Origin of the sequence: Zoogloea ramigera (genome assembly GCF_006539865.1) — a bacterium.
Lineage (GTDB): Bacteria > Pseudomonadota > Gammaproteobacteria > Burkholderiales > Rhodocyclaceae > Zoogloea > Zoogloea ramigera.
The window spans coordinates 97,454-121,397 of record NZ_BJNV01000006.1 but is presented as its reverse complement, the minus strand read 5'-3'; the positions used below and the strand labels follow the sequence as shown (position 1 = coordinate 121,397).

Genomic DNA, 23,944 nt, shown 5'->3' with positions numbered 1-23,944 from the left:
TGATTGGGGGTGCGGTGCTGCGGGTTCATGCGCTGGCCGAGGTGCCGGTGAGCGCGGCAAAGCCGGCGATCCATTCGGGGATCGCCCGGTAATAGCGGGGCCGGGCCGTGTAGTGGCCGCCGGTGGCGGCGTTCATGGCGGCGTTGGCGGCGACCCAGGTTTTTACTTCATGGGCCGAGGCGCCGGCCGCTTCGGTGATGGCGTCGTTGCCGTAGCCGTCGAGGGCGGCCCAGTCCTGGCAGGCCAGGTTGGCCATGAAGGCTTCGTCCCAGTTGGGGTTGAGGGGGTGCAGCGGGCTGTTGCCGCCGGCAAACCCGGTGGCCGCGTCGATGGTGCGCTGCTGGCGGGCGGCGCGGGCCTCGGCCGTGGGGTTGCGGCCGGCGATCAGGCGCTCGGCCACCTCGGGGGTGGCGGTGGCCATCTGCGGCACCGGCGGGTTGTGGGACAGGCCGCCGGAGCCGATGAAAAGCACGCGCTTGCCCTGCTGGCGGGCAAACTCGCCCACCGCCTCACCAAACTGGCGGGCGCGCCGGAAGCTCACCACCGGCGGCGCGACGCTGTTGATGAAGAGCGGGATCACCGGGTAGCGGGTGAGGCTGCCGGTGAGCTCTTCGAGCGGCTGGGCGAAGCCGTGGTCCACCTGCATGCGGTAGGACACGGCGAGGTCGATGTCGCGGGCCACCACGTCGGCGGCGCAGGCCTCGGCGAGCTCCCGCGGCACGGCCAGCGGGCCCGCCGAGGTGCGGTAGTCGCCCACCGAATCGGCGGCGGTGCCGATGCACAGCTGGGGCATCGCATCCAGGAAGAAGCCGTTGTAGTGGTCCGGCGCAAACAGGAAGACCAGCTCCGGGTCGAAGGCCTCGATCTCGGCGCGCAGCTGGGCGACGACCTGGCCAACTTCATCGACCACCGCCGGCAGCGGGTCCACGTAGCCCTTCAGCGGGGTGTGGGAGAGGCAGGTGAGCAGCGCCTTCGTCATTTGGCCTTGCCTCCGGCATCCAGCGCCAGCCCCATCTTGTCGGCGACGGCGGCGATCAGTTCGTTCACCTCGATCGGGTACGAGATGCCCGCCACGAAGCGGTCGGGGCGCAGCAGCACGATCGAGCCCGGGTGCTGGCCGAACCACTCCTTGAGGCGCATCTGCTCGTCGCCGAGCACGTCGGTGGCGTCGCTCATGTCGACGCTGCGGTCGATCTGCACCACCGGCTTGAGGGTCACGATCTTGGCACCCAGCGCCTGCAGGATGGCGCGGCTCTTGGGGTTGAGCCAGTAGTTGGGGTCGGCGCCCCAGGCCAGCAGCGCGAAGCCCTGGCCGAGCGCGTCGTCGAGCAGCTTCACTTCGCCGGCGCGGTTGCGCACCTTGGGCTGGATGAACATGCGGCCCACCGGCGAGTTCTTGCGGCGCACTTTTTCATGCACCACCAGGCCGTTCTCGTAGAAGGGCATCGGCTTGAAGCGCATCTCCATGAAGTAGCGCTTGACCGGCGGGATGTAGTTGAGCACCCAGGTCGTCACGTCGCGCAGGCCGGCCAGGAAGGCGTTGCGCGGCGAGAAGATGCGCCCGGCGGTGACCGACAGGTCGATCATCGCCTTGGCGTGCAGCGGGCGCTCCGACTGGTAGGTTTCGAGGAGCGCGTCGCTGCCTTTGCCGTTGATCACGTAGGCCAGCTTCCAGGCCAGGTTGGTGGCGTCGCGCATGCCGGTGTTGTAGCCCTGACCCTGCCACACGGGCATGATGTGCGCGGCGTCGCCGGCCAGCATGATGCGGCCGATCTTCCAGCGCTCGGCGATGCGGGCGTTGTGGGTGTAAACACGCTTGCGGATGAAGTCGAGGCGGCTGATGTCCACGTGGGCCGGCAGCACCTTGGCCAGCAGCTCGGCCATCCGCTCGGGGGTGGTCACCTGCTCCTCGGTCTCGTCCTCGAAGATCATGAACTCGAAGCGGCGCACGCCGTCGGGCAGCGCCACCGACACGTAGGGCCGCTGCGGGTCGCTGTGCATGTAGATGTTGGGCACGCCGAGCGGGTCGTTGCGGATGTCCACCACCAGCCACTTGGAGGTGTCGGTGAAGCCGCCGAAGCCGATGCCGAGCGTCGTGCGGATGAAGCTGCGGCCGCCGTCGCTGGCCACCAGGTACTTGCAGCGCAGCGCGTTGACCTTGCCCTTGTGCTGCACGGTGAGGCTGACGCCGGTGGCGTCCTGGTCGAACTTCTCGAGCTCGGCGCCCATCCACACCTCGACGTTGGCGAAGCGCTTGAGGCCGTCCATCAGCTCCCGGTCGACGGCCGGCTGGTTGAAGGCGTTGCGGCGCGACCAGCCGAAGTCGTCGGTGCGCGGCTCGATGGACGCGAAGCAGCGCCCGCTGGCGGTGACGAAGCGCATCCAGTGGTAAGGCGTGAGGTGCTGCTGCACCGTGCCGGCCAGGCCGATGCCCTGGATGCTGCGCAGGCACTCGTCGTCCATGCCGACGGCGCGGGGGTAGTCGATCAGCTCCTCGCCCTTTTCAAGCAGCAGCACCTTGACGCCATACTGGCCGAGGGTGTTGCTGATGGTCAGGCCGACGGGGCCGGCGCCGACGACGATCACGTCGGCATCGAAATCTTGAGCAGCGCTCATGGGTGGTCTCCTCCCGGGTGGGCTGCGGCAGGCTGAAAGAGGGCCTCCGCCGCGCGGATCGGTGTTGTTCTGGGTCGAGCCCGCCGGGGCGGGCTAAAGGTCTGGCCGATGCATCCGATTTGCTTGCTTTGCTAATGGATGCATTTACGGAATTGATTCTATGGCCAGCGGGCGCCGCTGCAAAAAATCAAAACAAAACGTCCACCTGTTGCACAATTTTGTTTTTATTAAGGTTTTAAAACATGCGCAAAGACGGTGGCGCCGATTACGCCCTGGTCCGCGGCCTGACCCGCGGGCTCGACCTGCTGAAGGCGCTCAACAGCCAGGAAGGCGGCCGCTCGACCCTCGCCCAGCTGGCCGAGGTCACCGGCCTGCACCGCACCACGGTGCGCCGCCTGCTCGAAACCCTGATCGCCGAGGGCTACGTGCGCCGCAGCGCGTCCGACGACCGCTACTGCCTGGCCCTCAACGTGCGCTCCCTGGCCGAAGGTTTTCGCGACGAGGACTGGGTCTCGTCGATCGCCGCACCGGCCCTCAGCGAGCTGCTGCAGACGGTGGTGTGGCCCTCCGACCTGACCACGCCCCAGGGCGCGGCGCTGATCATCCGCGAATCGACCCACCGCTTCAGCCCGTTGTCCTTCCACCGGGCGATGGTCGGCCAGACCATCCCGATGCTGCTCACGGCCGCCGGGCGGGCCTATTTTGCCCACTGCCCCGACGAGCAGCGGGAACAGATCCTCCACGTGCTACGGGCCGGCGACAGCGCCGAGGCCAGCCTGGCCGCCGACGCGCGCTTCGTCGCCGGCATCGTGTCGCGCACCCGGGAGCTCGGCTACGGCAGCAACGACGGAGAATGGACGTCCCAGCGCAAGGTGGGCGCCATCGCGGTGCCGATCCGGCCGGGCGGGCTGCCGGTGGCGGCGGTGAACATCGTCTATCTCAACAAGCTGCTGACCCTCAAGGAAGCCGAACGCCGCTTCCTGCCGGCCCTGCAGCGGGCGGCGAAGCGGATCGAGGATCAGCTGTCGGGTAGGCCAGAGACGCTCACGGTGGCTTGAGGGCGGACGTGAATGAGGAGGCGGGCTTTGGCGCCGGAGCCACGTCGAGCGGTGATTGTTTGTACGACCCGAGGTCTGCTGCAGGGGGCGACTTGTAGGGGCGACTTCAGTCGCCCTCTGCGCGTTGATCAAAGGCATGCCTTTGATCGGAGTCCGCGGGCGACTGAAGTTGCCCCTTCATCGCACCCGCACGTCGCACGGCTACTGTGCCGGTTGGGCAACTGTCGCGGGCCTGCCAAGCTGCGATCTGGAACGGCCGCTACCTGCGCGGGCGTCTGGCGAAAGTCCTGGGGGCCGACGGCTGAGGGCCCGGGCGGACGGGCTCGGCCGGCGCCCTTAGTGCGGGTGGCAGCGGGCCGGCCTGCTCACGCCATTCGCCGGGAGCGAGGCCGCCCAGCGTCCAGTCGCCCACCTGCACGCGGATCAGGCGCAGGGTCGGAAAGCCGACCTTGGCGGTCATCCGGCGCACCTGGCGGTTCTTGCCCTCCCGCAGCACGAGCTCGACCCAGCTGGTCGGGATGGCCTTGCGTTCGCGGATCGGCGGGTTGCGCGGCCACAGCCAGGCCGGCTCGGCAACGAGGCGCGCGGCACAGGGCCGGGTGACGAAGTCGCCCAGGTCGACACCGCTCCGCAGGCGCGCCAGGGCCGCCTCGTCGGGCACGCCCTCGACCTGCGCGAGGTAGGTCTTGGGCAGCTTGTGACGCGGGTCGGCGATGCGCTTCTGGAGCATGCCGTCGTCGGTGAGGACGAGCAGCCCCTCGCTGTCGGCATCAAGCCGCCCCGCCGCATACACGCCGGGCACCGGCAGGCACTCGGCCAGGGTGCGCTGGCCGGACTCGCCGGTGAACTGGCAGAGCACGTTGAAGGGCTTGTTGAGGAGGATCAGCATGGGGAGCGTGGGGAGTGGGAAGTGGGGAGTGGGGGCGCGGACTGAAGGGGTAAAGGGGGAACCGCCAGCGCACACGCGTTCAGCCCGCCCCCCCACTACCCATTACCCATTACCTACTCCCCATTACCCAACACCCGCACCTCCCGCTGCGGGAAGGGTATCCCGATGCCCTCCTCCTTGAAGCGGCGCCAGATCTGCATGTTGATCGCCGAGCGGATGCCGAGGGTGCCTTCGGCCGGGTCGCGGATCCAGAAGCCGAGCTGCAGGTTGATGCCGCTGTCGGCGAAGGCCTCGAGGAAGGCGCCCGGGGCCGGGTCGCTCATCACCCGGGGCTGGGCCTGGGCGGCCTCGACCATGATCGCCATCGCCTTCTCCAGATCCGTCGCGTAGCTCACCTGGATCGGCACCGAAACGCGCACCTTGGGATCGGTGAAGGTTTCGTTCTGCACGATGGAGCCGACCAGGGTCTCGTTGGGCACGATGGACTCGATGCCGGTCATGCCCTTCAGCACCGTATAGCGGGTGGTGATCTGGCTGACGATGCCGCGCTCGTTGCCCACCGAGATCAGGTTGCCCATGCGGATCGAGCGGTCGAGGAGCAGGATGAAGCCCGACACGTAGTTGGCCGCGATCTTCTGCATGCCGAAGCCGAGGCCAACGCCCAGCGCCCCGCCGAACACCGACAGCGCGGTGAGGTCGATGCCCACCAGCGGCAGGCCGATGGCCACCGCCAGCACCACCAGCAGGCCACGCGACAGGCGCGTGAACACCAGCTTGAGGTTGCCGTCGAGGCCCTCGGTGCGCATCAGGCGGCTCTCGATGACGCCGGCCACCCACAGGGCCACGAGCACGGTGACGAACACCGTCAGCGCCCCCTGCAGCAGCATCCACAGATTGACCTTGGCCTTGCCGATCGAGAAGGCGACCTGCTCCAGCCCGTCGATCACGGTGGGCAGCACACCGCTGAGGTGCAGCGCCACCACGCCCCAGGCGCCAAAGGCAAAGGCCCGCTCGAAGGACGCCAGCCAGCCGGCCTGCGGGAAGCTGCGCTTCAAGGCGTGCACGGTGAGGCGGATCACCGCCATCGCCAGCAGCAGCGGCACCGCCAGCTTGAGCAGGTTGGTGTGGTGCCAGTTGGCAAGCACCGCCCGGGCCAGCACCACCAGCCCCAGCGCGGTGAGCGGGAAGACCACCCGGCGCAGCCCCTCCTCGCTGGCATCGGCGACGGTCGGGTCGGCTGCTCGGCGGCGGCGCAGCACCGCCTTCACCTGGCGGGTGATCAGCCAGGCGACGAACAGGCACAGCGCCAGCACGCCGACCTGCCAGATGATCGCCGGCTGCTGCACGTCACGCCACAGTTCAATCAGGAGTTCTGCGATCCGATTCTCTTCCATCCGTCTTTCCTCTGCGTGGCGGCAGCTCATCGAGGCTGCGCAGGCCCTGCGCCTCGGCCCGGTGACGCTGCCAGTTGTCGGTGAACACCCGCACCAGGGCCGGGTTGCCACGCAGGATGAGGAGGTTCTCTGCGTTGGCGACCCGCGCCGAGCGGGTGAAGTTGTAGGAGCCGGTGACCACCGCGCCGTGACTGGCCGAAGCCGGGTCGAGGATGATCACCTTGTTGTGGGCGATGTTGTAGCGGGTCTCCACCGCCACCGGGATGCCGGCCTCCAGCAGCTGGGGCAGCACGCTGAGCGACGACGGGCGATTCATCTCGGCATCGAGCAGCACCTCGACGCGCACGCCACGCTTGTGGGCGGCAACCAGCGCGCGGGCGATGGGCTTGCTGGTGAACACATAGGCCTGCACCAGGATGCTCTCCCGGGCCTCGGCGATGGCTGCGATGAGCGCCGCCTCGGGGTCGTTCCAGGGCGAGAAGGCGACCTCCACGCTGCCCCGGGCCGGCAGCTGCACCGTGGGCGCCTGGCCCGGCCCGGCCTCCGGCGCCGCCGCGGCGGCCGCAGCCAGCCCGGCCAGCAGCCCCGCGGCCGCCAGCCGGAAGACCAATGCCGGCATCAGGCCTTGCGCTCCAGCACCGCGGCGAAGAAGCCGTCGGTGTCGTGGCCGGCGGGGGTGAGATGGAGCTGCTCGCCGCAGGCGATGGTGATGCCCTGCTTGGCCAGCACCTCTTCGGCGCTCACCGGCACGAAGGCCTCGTTCGCGGCCAGGAAGGCGGCGACGATGGCTTCGTTCTCCTCGGGCAGCAGGCTGCAGGTGGCGTACACCAGGCGGCCGCCCGGCTTCACGAGGCGCGCCGCGCTGGCCAGGATCGCCGCCTGCTTGGTGGTGAGCTCGGCCAGCGCCTCGGGGCTCTGGCGCCACTTGAGGTCGGGGTTGCGGCGCAGGGTGCCGAGGCCGCTGCACGGCGCGTCCACCAGCACCCGGTCGATCTTGCCGGCCAGGCGCTTGACGCGGGGGTCGTTCTCGCTGGCGATGACCACCGGATGAATGTTGGAAAGCCCCGAGCGGGCGACCCGCGGCTTGAGCTTGCCGAGCCGCTTCTCGGACACGTCGAAGGCATACAGGCGCCCGGTGTTGCGCATCAGCGCACCGAGCAGCAATGTTTTGCCGCCGGCGCCGGCGCAGAAGTCAACAACCATCTCGCCGCGCTTGGGCTGGAGCAGGAAGCCCAGCAGCTGGCTGCCTTCGTCCTGCACCTCGAAACTGCCGTCGAGGAAGAGCGGGTGCTTCTGCAGCGCCGGCTTGCCCTCGAGGCGCACCGCCAGCGGCGAGAAGCGCCCCGGCGCGCAGCCGACGCCGTCGGCCTTGAGCTTGTCGACGAGGGCGTCGCGGTCGAGCTTGAGGGGGTTGGCGCGCAGGTCGAGGGGCGCCGGGCGGTTGAGGCTCTGGGCCAGGCGCAGCACCTCTTCGGGGCCCATGAAGGCGGACAGGCGCTCGGCCAGCCAGTCGGGCAGGTCGGCGGCTTCGGCGAGGCCGACCTCGCCCAGCTCGCGGCCCTTGATCTCGGTGAAGAAGTCGGTGTCGCGGCCGTGGAAGCCCTCGCCGAGCTGGCGCAGGGTGGTGCCTTCGACCCGGGCCAGCCAGGCCAGCACCAGGTGGCGGGTGGACGAGCGCTCGCCGCACAGGCGCTCGAGGGTGCGCTTGCGGCGCAGCACGCCGTACACGGCCTCGGCCACGAAGGCCCGGTCGCGGGCGCCGAGCTCGCGGAAATCGCGGAAGAAGTGGGACAGCACCGAGTCGGCGGGGTAGTCGAAGCGCAGCACCGAGCGGAGGGCCTGGCTGGCGGACTGGATCTGGGCGGGGGTAATGGTCATGGAGCTGGGGCTTTCATTCGGGGCAAGTCATGCCCTCGGTAAGGAAACGGGTTGTGAGGCAATTTGTAGGTGCGAGCTTGCTCGCACAGCGCGGCCTGGACAGCGGAAGACCCTTGCTTAAGCTCGGCGGGCGAGCAAGCTCGCCCCTACAGGGGGAAAAACAGCGCCCATTCATTCGGCCTTGCGGGCGCCGAGGTCGACGCCGGTGGCCACCTGGTCGAGCACGTCGCCGTTCTTGTCGGTGATCTTGAGGCGCACGGGCAGGTTGGCGTAGTCGCGGGCGAGCCAGATGTCGATCTTCAGTTCGCCCCGGTGGCCGATGCTGCCCAGATGGTAGGCCGAAACCTTGCCGGCGGGCACCTCGAGCTCTTCAAGGCCGAGGTTCTCGATCACCGAGCGCACTGCGCTCTTGCCGGTGACGACCAGCAGCTCGGCGCGCAACGGGCCTTCGGGCTGGAGGGCCAGATGGTGCATCAATGAGAGCACGTCCTGGTCTCCCTCGGCGATCGAGAACTCCCGCCGCCGTTCGCCGGCGATCAGCACGACCTTGGCCGACGACCAGTCGAAGTCGGCCCGCTCCTTGAGCTGGCCGTCGCGCTCGACGGTGAATTTGTCGGGCTGCAGGCCCCGCGGGCCGAGGCGGCCCTCGCTGCGCTGGATCATCCGGAAGGGCTTGACCAGGCCGACCAGGCCGGCGGTTTCGATCACGGTTTCCATCGAGTAGCGTTCATCGTCGTGGGTCCAGGCGTGGGTGGTGCGGCCGATGATGAAGTTGCGCTCGCCGCGGATCACGTCGTACTGCACCCTGCCGGAGGCGGCCCACATCTCGCTGAGGGTCGGGCCCGTGGATTTGCCGGCCTTGGCGCCAGCGCCACCCTCCCCTTTTCCGTCGGCCGGCTGGGCTTCGGCCGTGGCGGTGGTGTCGTCGGGGGACGGCGCGGCGTCACCGGCTTTCTCGTCGCCGCTGCCGGGCTGGGCCTCAGGGGCGATCTGGGCCACCGACGCGCTGGCGGCTGCGGGCTCCGCCGGGCGGACCGGACGGCGCGGCTTGGGACGCGGTTTGGGCGGCGGCGCGTCGCCGAGCACGACGCGCTTCTCGTCGGGCTGGACCACGGTGGGGGGCGGCAGCGGCGTCAGGCGTGCGCTGAGGGGCGGCAGCACGCTGGCGTCGTCGGCGGGCAGGCGCCAGGCCGGCCCGAGCAGCACGGCCAGATGCACCGCCGCCGAGATCGCGATGGCGACGAGGAGGCTGAGGTCACGCTTGCGGGTGCCGGCCATCGGCGTGGGGGATCAGGCCTCGACGGGCGGAACCGTCCAGCCGCCGGGCTGCGCCCGCTCGCCCTGCACGAGCACGCGGCCATCGGTGAGGGTCAGGCGCCCATCGACGAACCAGCGCACGGCCTGGGGGTAGATGCGGTGCTCCTGCTCCAGCACGCGGCGGGCCAGGGCGGCCTCGTCGTCGCCGGGCAGCACGGGCACCGCGGCCTGGATCACCACCGGGCCGCAGTCGAGGGTCGGCGTGACGAAATGGACGGTAGCCCCATGCACCCGCACGCCGGCCTCGAGGGCCTTGCGGTGGGTGTGGAGGCCCGGGAAGGACGGCAGCAGGCTGGGGTGGATGTTGAGGAGGCGGCCGGCGTAGCGGGTGACGAAGGCGTCGGTGAGCACGCGCATGAAGCCGGCCAGCACCACCAGGTCGGGGCGGTGGGCGTCGATGGCATCGGCCAGGGCCGCGTCGAAGGCCTCGCGGCTGGGGTAGGCCTTGTGGTCAACCACCTGGGTGACGATGCCTTGGTCGACGGCAAAGGCGAGGCCCTCGGCGTCGGGGCGGTTGGCGATGACGGCGGAGACTTCGGCGCCGGGGATCTGCGCCCGGATGATGGCCTCCATGTTGCTGCCGCGGCCGGAGATGAGGATGACGAGTTTTTTCATGCTGAGCTCCTCAACTCGCCACCGGCGCCCGCCGGCTCTTGAGCCAGCCGATGAAGACCGGCAGCAGCGAGATGGCGATGATGGCCAGGATCACGACGGTGAGGTTCTTCTTGACCAGCGGCATGTTGCCGAAACCGTAACCCAGCCAGGTGAGCGAGAAAATCCAGATGAAGCCGCCCAGGAAATCCAGCCCCACGAAGCGGCTGTAGGTCATGCGCGCGACGCCGGCCACGAAGGGCGCGAAGGTGCGCAGCAGCGGCAGGAAGCGGGCAATGATGATGGTCTTGCCACCGTGGGATTCGAAATACGAATGGGTCTTGTCGAAGGCCGAGCGGTTGAAGAAGCGGGAGTTTTCCCAGCGGAAAACCTTGGGCCCGATGTGATGACCGATCCAGTAGTTGACGTTGTCGCCCAGCACCGCCGCGGTGAGCAGCACGCCGCACAGCACCCAGATGTCCATGCCGCCGGTGGCCGCCAGCGCCCCGGCCACGAAGAGCAGGGAGTCGCCCGGCAGGAAGGGGAACACCACCAGCCCGGTCTCACAGAAGATGATGAGGAACAGGATGGCATAGATCCAGGTGCCATACTGGGCCGTGAGGGCCGCCAGATGCACGTCGAGGTGCAGGATGATGTCGATGAAGGTGGTGAGGAGTTCCATTGCCGCAGCGCAAAAAAATGCAGATACGCGATGATACCGGACAGCGGGCGCGGGCGCGCGCGGCGGGCGACACGGCGCCCGCCTCATTCACACGTCGTAGCGGCCCGGGCCGGCCGCGCCTGGCGTGAATCAGCTCAGCGCCTTGCCGACGATCTCGGCCACGTCGGGCGAGATGCCTTCGGTGGCGGCTACCTTCTCGAGGGCCGGGCGGATGCGCGCCTGGATCTCGGGCGTGAACTTGCGCCAGCCCTCCAGCGCCCGGGCCATCCGGGACGCCACCTGGGGGTTGTTGCGGTCAAGGGCAATCACCTGCTCGGCCCAGAAAGCGTAGCCGGCACCGTCGGCCCGGTGGAACTCGGCGGGGTTGGCCTTGAAGTAGCCACCCAGCAGCGCATACACCTTGTTGGGGTTGGACAGGCTGAAGGCCGGGTTGGCCATCAGCGCCTGCACCTGCGCCAGGGTGTCGGGCGCGGCGTCCGACCAGCGCCAGGCGCCGGCCTGAAGCTGGAACCACTTGTCGAGCACCAGGGCGTCGCCCATGTAGCGTTGGTGGAAGGCCTCCAGCGCGCCGACGCGCGCCGGGGCGTCGCTCTGCACCAGGGCCGCCAGGGCGCCGTAGCGCTCGGTCATGTTGCCGGCGTGCTCGAACTGCTTGGTGGCGAGGTCGATGGCGGTGGCGCTGCCGGCGGCGGTGAGGTAGCGCAGGCACTGGTTGCGCAGCGCGCGCTTGCCGGCGTCGAGCGGGTGGTAGCGGTACTCGCCGTCCACCTCGAGGTCGAGGTAGCGCGACAGGAAGTCGGCCTTCATCGCGAGGCCCAATGCGCGGGTGAGGTGGATCAGCGCGGCGCGCAGCGGCGCCGGGTCGGCCGGCTGCAGGCGGTCGAGGAGATAGGCCTCGGAGGGCAGCGCGAGGGCCTCGGCGACGAAGGCCGCATCGAGGCTGTCGTCGATGAGCAGGGCCCGGAAGGCGTGGCCGAAGGCCTGCGGCACTTCCAGCGGCCGGCCGGCGGCGGCATCGGCCGCGAGCGCCAGGATGACGCGCTCCATGTAGCGCTGGCCGGCATCCCAGCGGTTGAAGGGGTCGGCATCGAAGGCCATGCGGAAGGCCAGGCGCTCGTCGCTTTCGGCGATGTCGAGGATCACCGGCGCCGAGAAGCCGCGCAGCAGCGAGGGCACCGGCTCGGCGGAGAGGCCGGTGAAGGTCCAGCTGCGGGAGGCTTCCTTGAGTTCGAGCACGCGGGTGGTGTCGCCGGGGCCGGCCTCGCCCGCCAGCACCAGCGGCAGGTCGGCGCCATCCGGCCCGATCAGGCCGACCGCCACCGGGATGTGCAGCGGCAGCTTGTCGGGCTGGCCGGCGGTGGGCGGGGTGTGCTGCGAGAGCGTGAGGGTGTAGCTGCCGGCGGCGGCGTCCCAGGCGCCTTCGGCCTTCAGGTGCGGCGTGCCGGCCTGGCTGTACCAGCGCATGAAGAGGTCAAGATCGACGCCGTTGGCCTCGGCCATGCAGCCGACGAAGTCGTCGCAGGTGACGGCCTGGCCGTCGTGGTAGGAAAAGTACAGATCCATGCCGTTGCGGAAGCCCTCGCGCCCGAGCAGCGTGAGGAGCATGCGGATGACTTCGGCGCCCTTCTGGTACACCGTGGCGGTGTAGAAGTTGTTGATCTCCTGGTAGCTGTCAGGGCGGATCGGGTGGGCCATCGGGCCAGCGTCTTCGGGGAACTGCCCGGCGCGCAGGCCGCGCACATTGGCGATGCGCGTGACCGCCCGGGCCGAGGCCGCCGCAGCCGGCGAATCGGAAGCCCGCGCCATCATGTCGGCGGTGAACTGCTGGTCGCGGAAGACCGTGAGGCCTTCCTTCAAGGTCAGCTGGAACCAGTCGCGGCAGGTGACCCGGTTGCCCGTCCAGTTGTGGAAGTATTCGTGGGCGACGACGCTCTCGACATTTTCAAAATCCAGGTCGGTGCCGGTGTCGGGGTTGGCCAGCACGTACTTGGTGTTGAAGATGTTGAGGCCCTTGTTCTCCATCGCGCCCATGTTGAAATCCGACACGGCGACGATCATGAAGCGGTCGAGATCCAGCTCGAGGCCGAAGACCTCCTCGTCCCAGCGGAGGGAATGCACCAGCGAATCCATGGCGTGGGAAACGCGGTCGAGATCGCGCGCCTCGACCCACACCTGCAGCAGCACCTCGCGGCCCGACATCGTGTCGACCTTGCGCTCCAGCGCCTTCAAATCCGCTGCCACCAGCGCGAACAGGTAGGACGGCTTGAGGAAGGGGTCTTCCCAGCGGGCAAAGTGACGGCCGTTCGGCAGCGCGCCGGTTTCGAGCAGGTTGCCGTTGGAGAGCAGCACCGGGCAGGTGGCGGCGTCGGCCTCGAGGCGCACGGTGAAGCGCGCCATCACGTCCGGGCGATCCGGGAAATAAGTGATGCGCCGGAAACCCTCGGCCTCGCACTGGGTGAAGAAGCCGCCGCGGGACTGGTACAGGCCGGACAGCGTGAGATTGGCGGAGGGGTCGATGCGGGTGACGATCTCGAGAGCCACCGAGTCGGCCGAGACGTCGATCTCGAGGCCGGAATCGGTGTGGCGCAGCTGGCCGTCGGCCGGCGCAGCGCCGTCGATGGTGAGGGAGACGAGTTCCAGCGTGTCGCCGAACAGCACGATCGGGCCGGCGGGGGCATCCTCGTTGCGCACGCACTGCAGGCGGCTGGTGACCTGCGTGGCCTTGGGGTCGAGGTGGAAGTCGAGGTCGACCGTGGCAACGGTGTAGGCGAGGGGCTGGTAGGCAGAGCGGAGGATGGGGGTGCCGGGGGGCATATTGTTTTCCTGGTCAGATCATCGGCAAGCCGCGATTTTAGCCCTCATTCGCGGTCGGGGCGGCAAGCGCCAGCGATGCGGTGGAACCGAGACCGATCAGAACCGCCAGCCAGAGGGTCAGCCCGCGGGTCAACAGCGATGCCAGCACCGCGGTAACCATCCGCCCATCCCACCTTCCTCACCTCATCTTCGTTAGCAATAGTGTCCACGATGAAGCTCATGGACACGATGGCGATCCGGGGCGATTCATACGGGCAAACTCACGTCAAGGTGGGATGGGCGGACGGTTACCGTCATCGGCTCAGGCGGGGCTGAGAAGATGGCACGGTTGGACGCTTACGAAGTGCTCGGTCAAGAGAGGTTTGCCGAGTGCTTACGCAGATCAAGCAATTGTTATCCACCGGCACATAGGAGGCAGTTGAGGATCGGCAAAATAGAGCCTGTCTCACTCTGACGGACGTAAGCGATGGGCTAAGAGACAGACGAATCAGATTGCCTTGTCACGCACGAGAATGTTGGGATCCCAGACATAACCTACCAATGCAGCGGGAACCGCAGGATCATCCCACACGACGCTTTCGAAATACGAGTTGAACTCCCGCACGAAGTTCACGGTGCTGATGTTGATGGGCCCGGTCAGGTCAACGGCACAGCGCTTCCCTTCCCGCCAGGACTGTTTGAGGGTCTCGAGTGGCAACGGAAGACGCTTGGCGTCCAACACGACGAACGCTTGCGGCGCGTCTGGCTGCACGCCTCGCGGCATCAGCCATCGCTCGCCGAAACGCCGGCGCAGGCAGTTGGTCTTCCTGAATTGCGCGACGAGATCGCCCCTGGTCACCGAATTCAGGTGCACGCGATGCCGGTACAGCACCTGATCAACGTAATGCAGTGTGCTCCGCTCCGCAAGACGCAACGCGAGATCCCAGTCCTGCACGCCCGAGAAAAGCGGATCGCAGCCGCCCACCGCCAGATAGACATCGCGGCGGATGACCTTCAAGTGCGACGCCACCATGCCGTCGAGCAAATCGTCCTTGATGCAGGCCTGCGAGCGGAAACTGATCGACCCGTAGCCCCCGTAGCTGGCGACACGAACCTGAACGCCCGACTCGTTCACATCTCGACGATCCGAAAAGAAATAATCCACCTCGGGGTGAGCGACAATCTTCCCGCCGATGACAGACAGCGCCCCCGGTTCCAGTTCATCGTCACAGTCGAGGAAGGCGACGAAATCGCCACGCGCCGCTTCGACCGCCAGGTTCTGGGCAAGACTGATCCCCTGATTGGACGGCAGAACCATGACCTTCAGTCCGGGGAGTTGTCCCGTCAGTCCGGCCATCAAGGCCGTCACGCGGGGATCGGGCGAACAATCATCCACACAGACGATCTCGAACGACACATCGCCCTGATCGGCAAGCGATCGAAGGCAGGCAGACAGGTATTCGTAGTGACGATAGACCGGGACGACGACGCTCAGCAAGGGCTTCTGGGCCCCACGGCCCACCGGTGACGAACGTAAGACGTCGACGATCGAGCGCACGGTCTCGGCGACGTCGTCACCAACCGACACATCCTTCGCCGCTACCTCGCGCACGCTGCTGCCGCCCGCGGAGTGCAGTTCCGCAATCTCCTGGCGATAGGCGGGGCTGCTCCGATAGCATTGCTCGAACCACGCGACGACGGATTCGAAGAACAGAGGTTCGCGCCCCCCCAGCGCCGCTTCAATCTTCAGGCCCGCCTGTAACCAGGCACGCCCCATCCCCATGTACGACCTGCGCATACTGCTCGCGTGCTGACGATAAATCGCCCAATGGCCGTGGACGTAGCCAAACCGAACCTCAGCCATGGCAAGGCCGGTCCAGAAAATCCAGTCCTCCTTCGCACGCGCATGGACATCGAAGCCCGCGGCCGGCAGCGCGGCCCTTCTGAATAGCCCGCAGTGGATCGGCACCGCAAACCCCCGCTCCCAGCGGTACAGGAAGTCCGCGAGCTCCAGGTCGAAACGGGCGATGGCCTCTTCGGGTTTGCTGAATTCGGACACGGACTCGTCGCACAGCAGGAAATTGCAGACGGAGACGTCGATCTTCGGATTTGCCGCGAACTGGGCGAGCTGCGCGTCGATCTTGCCGGGCGCGAGAAGATCGTCCGCGTCGAGAAACTGGATAAACTCGCCTCGAGCGAGTTCCAGCCCCGCATTGCGGGCGCCAGAAAGCCCCTTGTTCGCCTGCCGAACGATCCGGACGATGGCCGGAAATGCCTGTTCCAGTTCCTTGAGATACCGCTCGGTCCGGGGATCGCTGCTTCCGTCGTCTACGACGATCACCTCGACGGATGCCCGAGTGGCCGCGCAGACCGAACCGACGGATTCACGCAGGTACCGCCCCTGATTGAAACAGGGTACGACAACCGAGACTGCGACAGCCTGCGGGTTGGAACGATCTCGCGGAGGCGCCGGTTCGGCCGGACCAACGTAACCCGGCACCTCGGCCACGGCGGCGGCGAAGGCCGGCCAGGAGTGACGCTCCGATACGAGGAGGCGCATTCGGGCCGCGCGCGCCATGGCGTCTTGCGGATTTCCTTCGATCAGACGCAATGCGCGCTCGTAGTCGTCAACCGTCGGATCCTCCGGCAGCGGAAAGCCCGTCGTCGTCGCAACAAGCTCGCCGACACCGCCCACTGTCGGCGCGATAATCGGAATACCGAGCCACCCTGCCTCGATCAGGATATTGGGGAGCCCCTCCCATTTCGAAGTAAATAAAAATGCGTCGAAGCTGTGCCGCTCGATCCAGTCCAGCGGCGACGAAAATGCGCCTTCGTAACTCAGATTCGGCAACGACGGGAGCTTGGCGCCATCACCCAGCACCACCTGCCCAAAAACCTTGAAGTCGGCAAAAGTGCAACGGCGTACGATCTCGATGAACAGATCGACGCGCTTCTCCTCGTCGAGGCGGCCTGCCCAGATTACCTGAAGACGCCGATCCGCCTTGTTAAAGGGCACGCCTTGGGCAGGCGGCGCAGCCTCCAACCGGCATGGTTGATAAAGCACGCGCAGTTTGGATCTTTCCTCATCATTCAACCCGTACTCCAGGGCCGCATCGTCGATGAAACGACGATTATCGGAAAGCAGACCGGTGAGATGGGGCAGGCCCTGCTTGAGGAAATACGCGGCATAGCCGATCTTGGTGACCTTGTCGGGCGCGAACTGGAATGCAAATATGCTAGCAAAAAGAGGCACACGCTTTTTCAGCCGTTCCCCCTCCGCCAAAATCAGGTGCCAGGCGACCTCGCTGTTTATGTTGTGAAAGCACTGCGGCTGCACCGCGAGCAACAAATCCCGCAATAACGACTGTTTGCGAGCGTAGCTGGCCCCCTCACCCAGATAATCATCGAAAGCGACGACCAGCGTCCCTTCAGGAATTGCCATGCCTGGATTGACGACTTTCCGATCCGTCAGGAAAAGCACGCACGCGTGGGTCGGCCGAACTTCCCGCAATGCGCGACATATGTTCAATGCAACCCGCTCTGCGCCGCCCGACGAGAGGAACGGCAAAGCAAGCCAGTGATCCGCCGGGCCGCAACGCGCGGCATGCTCGCCGATAAGTCGGAGAATGGCCGAGAGCGCCGCTTCGCACTCGAAATCGCGAACCACGGCGTCGGGCGTTCCGCCAACGATCGAGTCAGCGATTCCCCGGCTGACCGTCCCGATCGTGGGCGACCGCGTCAGGGCGACGATCAGCGGACTCAGACGCGCCCTGAGCCGCCATTTGACGCTCTGAGAAAGAGGCAAGCGATGATAGATAGCTCTGGCGATCGCTCTCGTTCGATTACCCTTCATGAAACCCTCCCCGGGTTGCGAACACTGAACATGACATCTCCACCTCGATCAAATATCGCTGGCGCCAGCCCGAGCCACCACTGGCCTCCACGCCGAAATCACACCTCGGGTCTCTCCGACTCATTGACCGGAGACGTACCCCGGCACAGCCAGCAGGGCTTTCTCGAACGCGCTCGATTCATGGCGTTCTCGAAGGCGCGCAAGCGCATTGGCCGCACGAACGGGGCGCAGCGCTTCATGGGCGGCCAAGTCGTCGATCGCAGCGAGGTAACTGGATACGGAATCGAACTGCGACACCACCCAGCCGGTATCCGCATCGAGCAAATCTCCGACCCCTCCCACCAGCGGCGCAACGAGCGGCAATCCATGGGCGAGGGCTTCGATCACCACATTCGGCATGCCGTCCGAGGACGACGTGTAGAGGAAAGCGTCGCATTCGTCGATCGGCAAGGACTCGAAACCATCGAATGCTCCCCCCATCGTCACATTCGGCAAGCCGGCAAGTATCTGGAGCGAATCGGCCAGCATCGGCATTTCGCCGTCGAGCGCGCCAAAAACGACAAACCGATATTTTGGCCTGCTCGATGCAATGGCGGCAAGAATATCCAGACGCTTCTCCGGTGCAAAACGACTCGCCCACAAGAATGTCAGCACATGCTGGCGCACCGGCAAGGGCCGATCCGCAATATGGTCGGTCGGATGCCAGACGCAGTGGAAGATGTCCAGCGGGAAGCCGTAATCACGATTCAATACGATGGGGAAAACCTTGTTATCGGTGATTACCCCATCGACATTCCCGATGACCTTCGGAAGATACTCCGGAGCATAACCGCGCAAGTTGCCATGATCCGACGGCCCGTACCAGAACAGGGAAACGAAAATCCGGCTGACCGCCCTGAGCCTCATCCCATCACGCAGAAGCAACTCCCAGCCGAGCCACGAATTCATGACATGAATCACGCGCGGACGCAGGCGCGACAGCAACCACGAAAGATTGTCAGCAGCCACCGCCGCATACGGCCAATCGCAGACGCGCGCCCACTCCAATACGCTCACACCGGCAGGGAGTCTCGACAGCCAGGGTGAATCCGCAGCCTCGGTCGTGATCGCCAGCACTCGGCCCGGCATCCGTGCCCCGAGTGTCCTGAGATAGGCAATGGCGGCCTTGTCTGCTCCGCCGTGCTTGAGCCACGGCAGAATCATCACGCACTCGACGCCCTCTTCCTTGAGGCGCACGAGCAAATCCCGCACGGCGGGCACGATGTCTTGGGACGAATCCCCTGCGCGCCGCAACGGCAAACCATTCCAGTCAAAAGCCGCGAGCCCGAGATGCCGAGCAACCAGCTTCATGTTCTCCTGTTCAAGCCACAACCACGTTGCGAACTCAGTCTCCTCAGTGCAGCGAACTGACTCGGGCGTCGGGATCTCAGCAGGAGCCTCGACCTGCGCAGGTACGACCACCTCCGCAGGTGCTGCAATCTCGGCGGGGGCTTCGATTTCAACGGGTGACGCCGGCTCCGGCACTTCCAGAACGGCCGCCTCGACGGCAATGCACGCCTCTACCGCCGGCGTATCGACTGTCGGCGGAATGCATGGCGCCTCCGCGATCTCGACGGGCGAAGCCGTCAAGGCATCCTGCCTCTCCAAGCGCCCAAGAAGCGCCGCTTCACCATGTCTCGGAAAGATCCTGCGCTTGATTCCGTACATCGATCGAAAAAACGCTCTTTGGTAGTCGGGGTGCCAGGCACTGACAGTCCTACTCTCAAAGCGCATATAGACCCTGACCACAGTCCGGTAAAGCCAATTCGTCATTCTGGCCATCTGAAAATCACTCGCAAATTTTAATTATTGCAGCGGAGCCCGGCACGCCCCGATGAATGACACCATCACGGCACGAACGATCGATCCAGCACGTCATTGCCTCGGTGTGGCCCGGCACCCACGAGAGCAAATCAGAGCGCACAAAATCGCCCCAGATCGAACTCGGCATGGCAAAGGCGGGGAAACACCTGAGGGACGACTCAAGTGCAGAAGGATCGAAAACATCGCTCCGGACGAGTTGCTCCCCAAGACCATTTGACGACGCGCGGATCACCCGCTCCGGATGGAGAATCGAGCCGGCAACCCGGACATCAAACCTGTTGTGCTGAAAAGCCTTCACAATGAATCCGGAAGTCAGCAGCGCCGGGCCCACGCAAAGATACATGTCCGCGCCCTCCACCGAGGCCCGAGCCTCCGTCGAACGCCATTCTTCGAATGAACAGGCGTGGTCCGCCAGCCCCAGCCGTAGAGCCTCCCGAGCCATGTCGACGGGGGCATCCACCAACGAAACCAGCACCTTGAGCTGAGCCTCCCGAGCACTATCGCAGGCGATTCGAATCGCCCGCAGGCGCATCCAGAGATCAGCCCCTCGGCCATCCACAATCACTCGGACCAGGCCATCCCCGCAGAAATGAGGCGCCACGGTGAATCCGTGCAAAGCGTGATTACCGTCGGACTGCGCGGTTTCCTCCACATCGTGCGTCCTCTCCCCGGTCAGCTGATGCACCTGCTCCTTCAGCCAGTCGGCAAAATTAGGGTCGAGCAGAACGCCGTGCTTTTCCTTTATGACCGTATGGGACTTTCGGATATGGCCGAAGTTATATCTCACCAGCGCAGCCGATTTGTCTGCAGCCACCAGCGAAACCCGATGATCGTGGATCAAGACAACATCCTCGACCGCGCGCACAAGCAGCGGACGCCCTTTCTTCCAGGCGCGGATTGCCAGTTCGAAATCCTCGAAACCTACGAAAAGATCCTCGTCGTACAAGCCAACGCGCTCGAACACCCTTCTCGAAACGACCGAAGCCCCACCGGGAAAGGCATTCGCAAAGGGAGCATCCGTGCGGATGAAGGCGCAATTGCCATATCCATCCACCACGAAATCGGACAGCCAGCCCCAAGCATCCTCGTGCTTGTTGAAAAGTCGCGGTACGAAGATGTCGGCAAGGGGAGAGCGATTCAGCGCCTCAACGAGGGAATCAACCCAGTTTTCGGTCTCGACGGTGATATCGTTGTCGACGAACAACAACCAGGGCGCCGTCGTCCCCGTAATCTGCAGGTTACGCCCCCCGGAGACCCCACGATTACTGCCGGCATCCAGTATCGTCACGCGGGGGTTGTCCGAAAAATGGGCCTTCAATGCTTCCAGCGCCGCCGGCTCGGAACCATTGTTCAGCAGATTGACGCGAACGCCGGCAGCCAAGAAGCTGCTCGAGCTCTCTATCGTCTGCTCCAACTTGTTGAAGAACAACATGCAAACGACAAGATTCTCCAGCAACCACTGAGCCGTCACCACAGGCCTGGATTCGGGCACAACACTCATCACTTCCCCTTCATCTGTCTGACTACCTGCAATCCCTTGCGGCCAATACGACGCAAGGGCTCAGGAAACAAACCTCTCAACTTGAAATATCTGCGGGCCGGAATGGCCAGTTCTTCGAGGTGCTTCAGAAGATCCACCCTATTCTCTTCCAGCTCCGCCACCCTATTCCGCAGCGACTGCAGCTCCCCTTCCAATTTTTCTACCGTAGCCATGCGCTCGGCGCTTTGCGTCGTCAGCGCTCGCTGGTCCTCCAGCAGCACCTCGATCCGGCACGAAGCGGCGCGAAAGCGCTCATTTACGGCATCCAGCTCCCGGAGTGAAGCGCGATGCGCTTCATGAACGGCTGCTTCGCGGTCTCCGGCGCGCTGCAGCGCCTCCTCAAAAGACCGCTGCGCATCTTCGTGGGCGCGCAGCATCGCAGCTGCACGCTGCCGCTCATGAGTTAGTTCCTGCTCACTCAGGCTGCTACGCTCAACCCACTGACAAAGCATCTCGGCACGGTCCACCAACGCGTTCTGCAGCACAGAGATACGATTTTCGCGATCCAGAAACCCGCAATCACGCGCCGAGACGGTTTCCTCAAGCCTCGCGTTCGCGTCCGCCAGGCGTTGCATCCACTCGTTGCAAGACCTCTCTGCGGCAATCCTATTCTGCTCGCAGCCTTCGATCTCGAGCCGCATTGTGGCAATCTGCTCTTCGAACCCTCTCGAGATCGTCGTGTTCCGCTGGCGTTCCGACTCGGCAATCGCCCCTTCCTTTAAACGTTCTCTTGCGACATCGAGCAACAGTGCGACAACCAGCTCTTGCGACTCACGTGCAGCCACCTGGTCGGATCCAAAGCCGACGATCGTCCTGACGATATCCCGCTGAACGGGCTCGGCCGCATCATTAAAAGGGCGACTTCTCAGAAACTCATATAAGTTCTTCTGGATGAGGTCAAGCCTGCCAATCCCGAAAAGATGGGGATGAAAGATTGCGGCGCACGTCCGCGCATACTCCTCCACAGTACCCATCGGCCGTTTATGCGTGATATTGCTGCCGTGATTTCGATACAGAGTGAGCGGTTCTTCGATGACGGCGAAACGCGCGCCCGTCACCAAAGCCCGTAGCCAGAACTGCCAATCCGGAGTGTAAATCAAATCCTCGCGAAACGGCCCAACCTGGTCGTGGAGCGCTCTCCTGACGACAGAACTGGAGTGGCACAATCGATTCTTCCAGATCCAAGATGCAGGATCGTTCAGATCAACGTGGATATTGAACCAAGGCTCATAGATCAATGCGTCCTTACCCACCCTGTTACCGTCAGGGTCGATCTCCAGGAGCCAAGTGCCACAAATATCGACATCAGGGTGCGCGGTCAGAAACGCATGTTGCCGAGCCAGCTTTTCCGGCGAAAAAAGGTCGTCCGAATCAAGGCTCGCCACAAAACGGCCACGCGCTCGCGCAAGGCCATAATTGTAAGCGCTGCACGCACCTCTGTTCTTTTCAAAGCGAAACGCGCGGATCCGGGGGTCGCCATACCGACTGATGATCGACCACGAGTCGTCGCCAGAGCAGTCGTCGACCAGAATCAGCTCCCAGTCCTGGAAGGTTTGATTCAATACCGATTCGATCGTCTGTCCGACAAAGCGCTCATAATTGAACGACGTCGTTATGATCGAGAAAAAGGGATTTTCCAAAGCAGGAATACTACCTTTTAGGAGTTTTGAAAAATATGATGAATCATGTCACTCACCCTGTTGGCGCCTTCGACACCCAAGGCGCCAAAGAACGGGAGCGCCAACACCTCTCCGGCAATCCGGTTGGCGACCGGCAGATTTTGGGGGCTGGCGCTGGGGTGTGAGCGGTAACAGTTCAGACTGCTGCAAAGCGGATGGAAATATCTTCGGGAAAAGACATTGAATTCACGCAGCTTCTCGTACAACCGGTCTCTCCCGACGGGCGCAACCTTTTCGTCAACCCGGATCACGTAATACTGCATGCTGCTGCGAACATGACCGGGCAACGAGAACACCGAAACCCCTTCGAGGCTCCCGAGGCGCTCGTCGTACACCTTCGCCAACCGCCCCCGCGCCTCCCGCTCGGCATCGACGTGCCGAAGCACGACCAAACCCAATGCGGCTTGAATTTCATTCATCTTGCCATTGATGCCCGGCATGACCACTTCGTTCTCATTCTTGATTCCGAAGTTCTTCAACAGATCGATCCTGTTCTTCAGGAGTGGATCCAAAACGGCCAATGCTCCACCCTCGGCAGAATGGAACAGCTTTGTGGCATGAAAACTGAACATCGTGGCGTCGCCGAATTGAGCCACCGGCCGGCCGTCGACCTCCGTGCCAAAACTGTGCGCACCATCGTAAAGAACCCGAAGACCATACTCTTCGGCTATTTTCTGAATACCGTCGACATCGCACGCCATTCCGTAAACATGGACACCGAGGATCCCCGTAGTGCGCTCAGTCACCAACTCCCCGATACGGGTCGGGTCGATGGTCATCGTGACCGGATCAATGTCGGCAAATACGGGAGTTATATTGTTCCACGACAGGACATGCGGGGTTGCAGGAAATGTGAAGGGCGTGGTAATCACTTCGCCAGAAAGCCTCAGCGCCCTGCAAGCAACCGTCAAGGCAATCGTCCCATTATTGAACAAGGACAGATGACGGGCACCAAGAGTGTTGCGGAGCGCATCTTCCAGCGTGCGATGTTGCGCACCACCGTTGGCAAACCAGCCGGAACGCCAGACGGATTCAAGCTCCCTGACAAACTCCTCCATCGGAGGCACGATCGGCCGCGTCACAAAAACGGGCTCGGCAAAGGGCGCCGGACTAGCGGAAATTACCAATTCGCATTCTCCTTAAGAGGCAATACCTGACTTCACGACCTTGGCCGGCACACCGACAGCGGTACAGCCGGGAGGCAGATCAGCCAGGACAACAGAATTAGCCCCGATGACAGCCCCCTCACCGACCGAAACCCCGGGCAACAGCACGGCCCCGCTCCCAAGAAAAACCCCGTCACCCAGACGAACCTTGCCCGACACATTCACACCGGGACTGACGGTCACAAAATCACTCAAAAGCGAATCGTGACCGATCGTGGTCCCGATATTGACGTGAACATGTTCGCCCAGCCTTATATCCGTCGTGATCAGGGCCCCCGCACAAATGACGCAGCCCCTGCCGACGGATACGTATTCGCCTAGCCATGCCCTGGGATGAATCAGCGTGGCAAATACAGCCCCTAGCGAAACAAGTCGTTCGACGATTTTCTTGCGAGCAGCGGGCTCTCCCACCGCAACCACGACCTCGACGTCCGGGTTGCACCGCAGCCAATCGACCCCTCCCAGGACGGGAAGCCCTTGCACCAAAGTCTCAGCTTGTGGTGCGCCATCGACCAGGAAACCTGCGCACTCCCACGCCGGAGCCTCGCGGTTGACGTCCCGTACGAGTTGAAGTACTTCGCGCCCGAATCCTCCCGCGCCGAAAATGACGAGCTTCTTCATGCCG

General features: G+C 64.7%; 18 protein-coding genes. 1 reads left to right on the top strand and 17 read right to left on the bottom strand.

All coding sequences use genetic code 11. The annotated features are described in order from the left end of the window. Positions 1-25: 25 nt before the first annotated feature. Together ZRA01_RS02385 and ZRA01_RS02380 are read right to left on the bottom strand one after the other, a co-directional pair. Positions 26-979 carry a 3-carboxyethylcatechol 2,3-dioxygenase gene (locus ZRA01_RS02385; RefSeq protein WP_141349154.1) on the bottom strand — a complete coding sequence of 318 codons (954 nt, stop codon included), beginning with the start codon at positions 977-979 and terminating at the stop codon, positions 26-28. Then, positions 976-2,616 carry a bifunctional 3-(3-hydroxy-phenyl)propionate/3-hydroxycinnamic acid hydroxylase gene (locus tag ZRA01_RS02380; RefSeq protein WP_141349153.1) on the bottom strand — a complete coding sequence of 547 codons (1,641 nt, stop codon included), beginning with the start codon at positions 2,614-2,616 and terminating at the stop codon, positions 976-978. Before ZRA01_RS02380 ends, ZRA01_RS02385 begins: the two co-directional genes overlap by 4 nt. A 242-nt stretch (positions 2,617-2,858) precedes the next feature. Between ZRA01_RS02380 and ZRA01_RS02375 the strand changes: the two genes are divergently transcribed. Beyond that, a complete protein-coding gene (locus tag ZRA01_RS02375) occupies positions 2,859-3,674 on the top strand; it encodes a DNA-binding transcriptional regulator (RefSeq protein WP_141349152.1) in 816 nt (271 codons plus the stop codon). Positions 3,675-3,933: 259 nt separating this feature from the next. Here ZRA01_RS02375 and ZRA01_RS02370 read toward each other — a convergent pair whose 3' ends face one another. The 15 genes from ZRA01_RS02370 to ZRA01_RS02305 all read right to left on the bottom strand — a co-directional run bounded on the left by ZRA01_RS02370 (position 3,934) and on the right by ZRA01_RS02305 (position 23,940). Then, the gene (locus ZRA01_RS02370; RefSeq protein WP_141349151.1) at positions 3,934-4,563 is read right to left on the bottom strand and encodes a pseudouridine synthase; all 630 of its coding nucleotides are present in this window, start codon (positions 4,561-4,563) and stop codon (positions 3,934-3,936) included. Positions 4,564-4,676: 113 nt separating this feature from the next. Then, positions 4,677-5,957, bottom strand: coding sequence for a mechanosensitive ion channel family protein (locus ZRA01_RS02365; RefSeq protein ID WP_141349150.1), 1,281 nt, complete (start codon positions 5,955-5,957; stop codon positions 4,677-4,679). After that, positions 5,923-6,576: a phospholipase D family nuclease gene (locus ZRA01_RS02360; protein ID WP_141349149.1), complete on the bottom strand. Its 654-nt coding sequence runs from the start codon at positions 6,574-6,576 to the stop codon at positions 5,923-5,925. The genes ZRA01_RS02365 and ZRA01_RS02360 overlap by 35 nt, the downstream gene beginning before the upstream one ends. After that, complete coding sequence (locus ZRA01_RS02355) at positions 6,576-7,835, bottom strand: RsmB/NOP family class I SAM-dependent RNA methyltransferase (protein WP_141349148.1); 1,260 nt, start codon at positions 7,833-7,835, stop codon at positions 6,576-6,578. Before ZRA01_RS02355 ends, ZRA01_RS02360 begins: the two co-directional genes overlap by 1 nt. A gap of 171 nt (positions 7,836-8,006) precedes the next feature. Continuing rightward, the gene (locus ZRA01_RS02350; protein ID WP_141349147.1) at positions 8,007-9,113 is read right to left on the bottom strand and encodes a DUF3108 domain-containing protein; all 1,107 of its coding nucleotides are present in this window, start codon (positions 9,111-9,113) and stop codon (positions 8,007-8,009) included. 12 nt (positions 9,114-9,125) lie between these two features. Further along, complete coding sequence (gene purN / locus ZRA01_RS02345; RefSeq protein WP_141349146.1) at positions 9,126-9,767, bottom strand: phosphoribosylglycinamide formyltransferase; 642 nt, start codon at positions 9,765-9,767, stop codon at positions 9,126-9,128. 10 nt (positions 9,768-9,777) lie between these two features. Then, entirely contained in the window at positions 9,778-10,425 is a 648-nt protein-coding gene (locus ZRA01_RS02340; RefSeq protein WP_141349145.1) for a DedA family protein, read from the bottom strand. Between the two features lie 129 nt (positions 10,426-10,554). Beyond that, positions 10,555-13,239, bottom strand: coding sequence for an aminopeptidase N (gene pepN, locus ZRA01_RS02335; protein ID WP_141349144.1), 2,685 nt, complete (start codon positions 13,237-13,239; stop codon positions 10,555-10,557). 37 nt (positions 13,240-13,276) lie between these two features. Next, entirely contained in the window at positions 13,277-13,399 is a 123-nt protein-coding gene (locus tag ZRA01_RS21225; RefSeq protein WP_281279823.1) for a hypothetical protein, read from the bottom strand. Between the two features lie 327 nt (positions 13,400-13,726). Next, complete coding sequence (locus ZRA01_RS02330; RefSeq protein ID WP_141349143.1) at positions 13,727-17,071, bottom strand: glycosyltransferase; 3,345 nt, start codon at positions 17,069-17,071, stop codon at positions 13,727-13,729. A 120-nt stretch (positions 17,072-17,191) separates the two neighbouring features. After that, on the bottom strand, positions 17,192-18,778 hold the full coding sequence (locus ZRA01_RS02325; protein WP_170182879.1) for a glycosyltransferase family 4 protein: 1,587 nt from the start codon (positions 18,776-18,778) through the stop codon (positions 17,192-17,194). Between the two features lie 121 nt (positions 18,779-18,899). Further along, a complete protein-coding gene (locus ZRA01_RS02320) occupies positions 18,900-20,435 on the bottom strand; it encodes a glycosyltransferase family 2 protein (RefSeq protein ID WP_141349141.1) in 1,536 nt (511 codons plus the stop codon). Continuing rightward, on the bottom strand, positions 20,435-22,114 hold the full coding sequence (locus tag ZRA01_RS02315) for a glycosyltransferase (RefSeq protein ID WP_170182878.1): 1,680 nt from the start codon (positions 22,112-22,114) through the stop codon (positions 20,435-20,437). Before ZRA01_RS02315 ends, ZRA01_RS02320 begins: the two co-directional genes overlap by 1 nt. A 17-nt stretch (positions 22,115-22,131) precedes the next feature. After that, positions 22,132-23,280: a DegT/DnrJ/EryC1/StrS family aminotransferase gene (locus ZRA01_RS02310; RefSeq protein WP_218028637.1), complete on the bottom strand. Its 1,149-nt coding sequence runs from the start codon at positions 23,278-23,280 to the stop codon at positions 22,132-22,134. A gap of 12 nt (positions 23,281-23,292) precedes the next feature. Continuing rightward, a complete protein-coding gene (locus ZRA01_RS02305) occupies positions 23,293-23,940 on the bottom strand; it encodes an acetyltransferase (RefSeq protein WP_141349139.1) in 648 nt (215 codons plus the stop codon). Positions 23,941-23,944 lie beyond the last annotated feature (4 nt).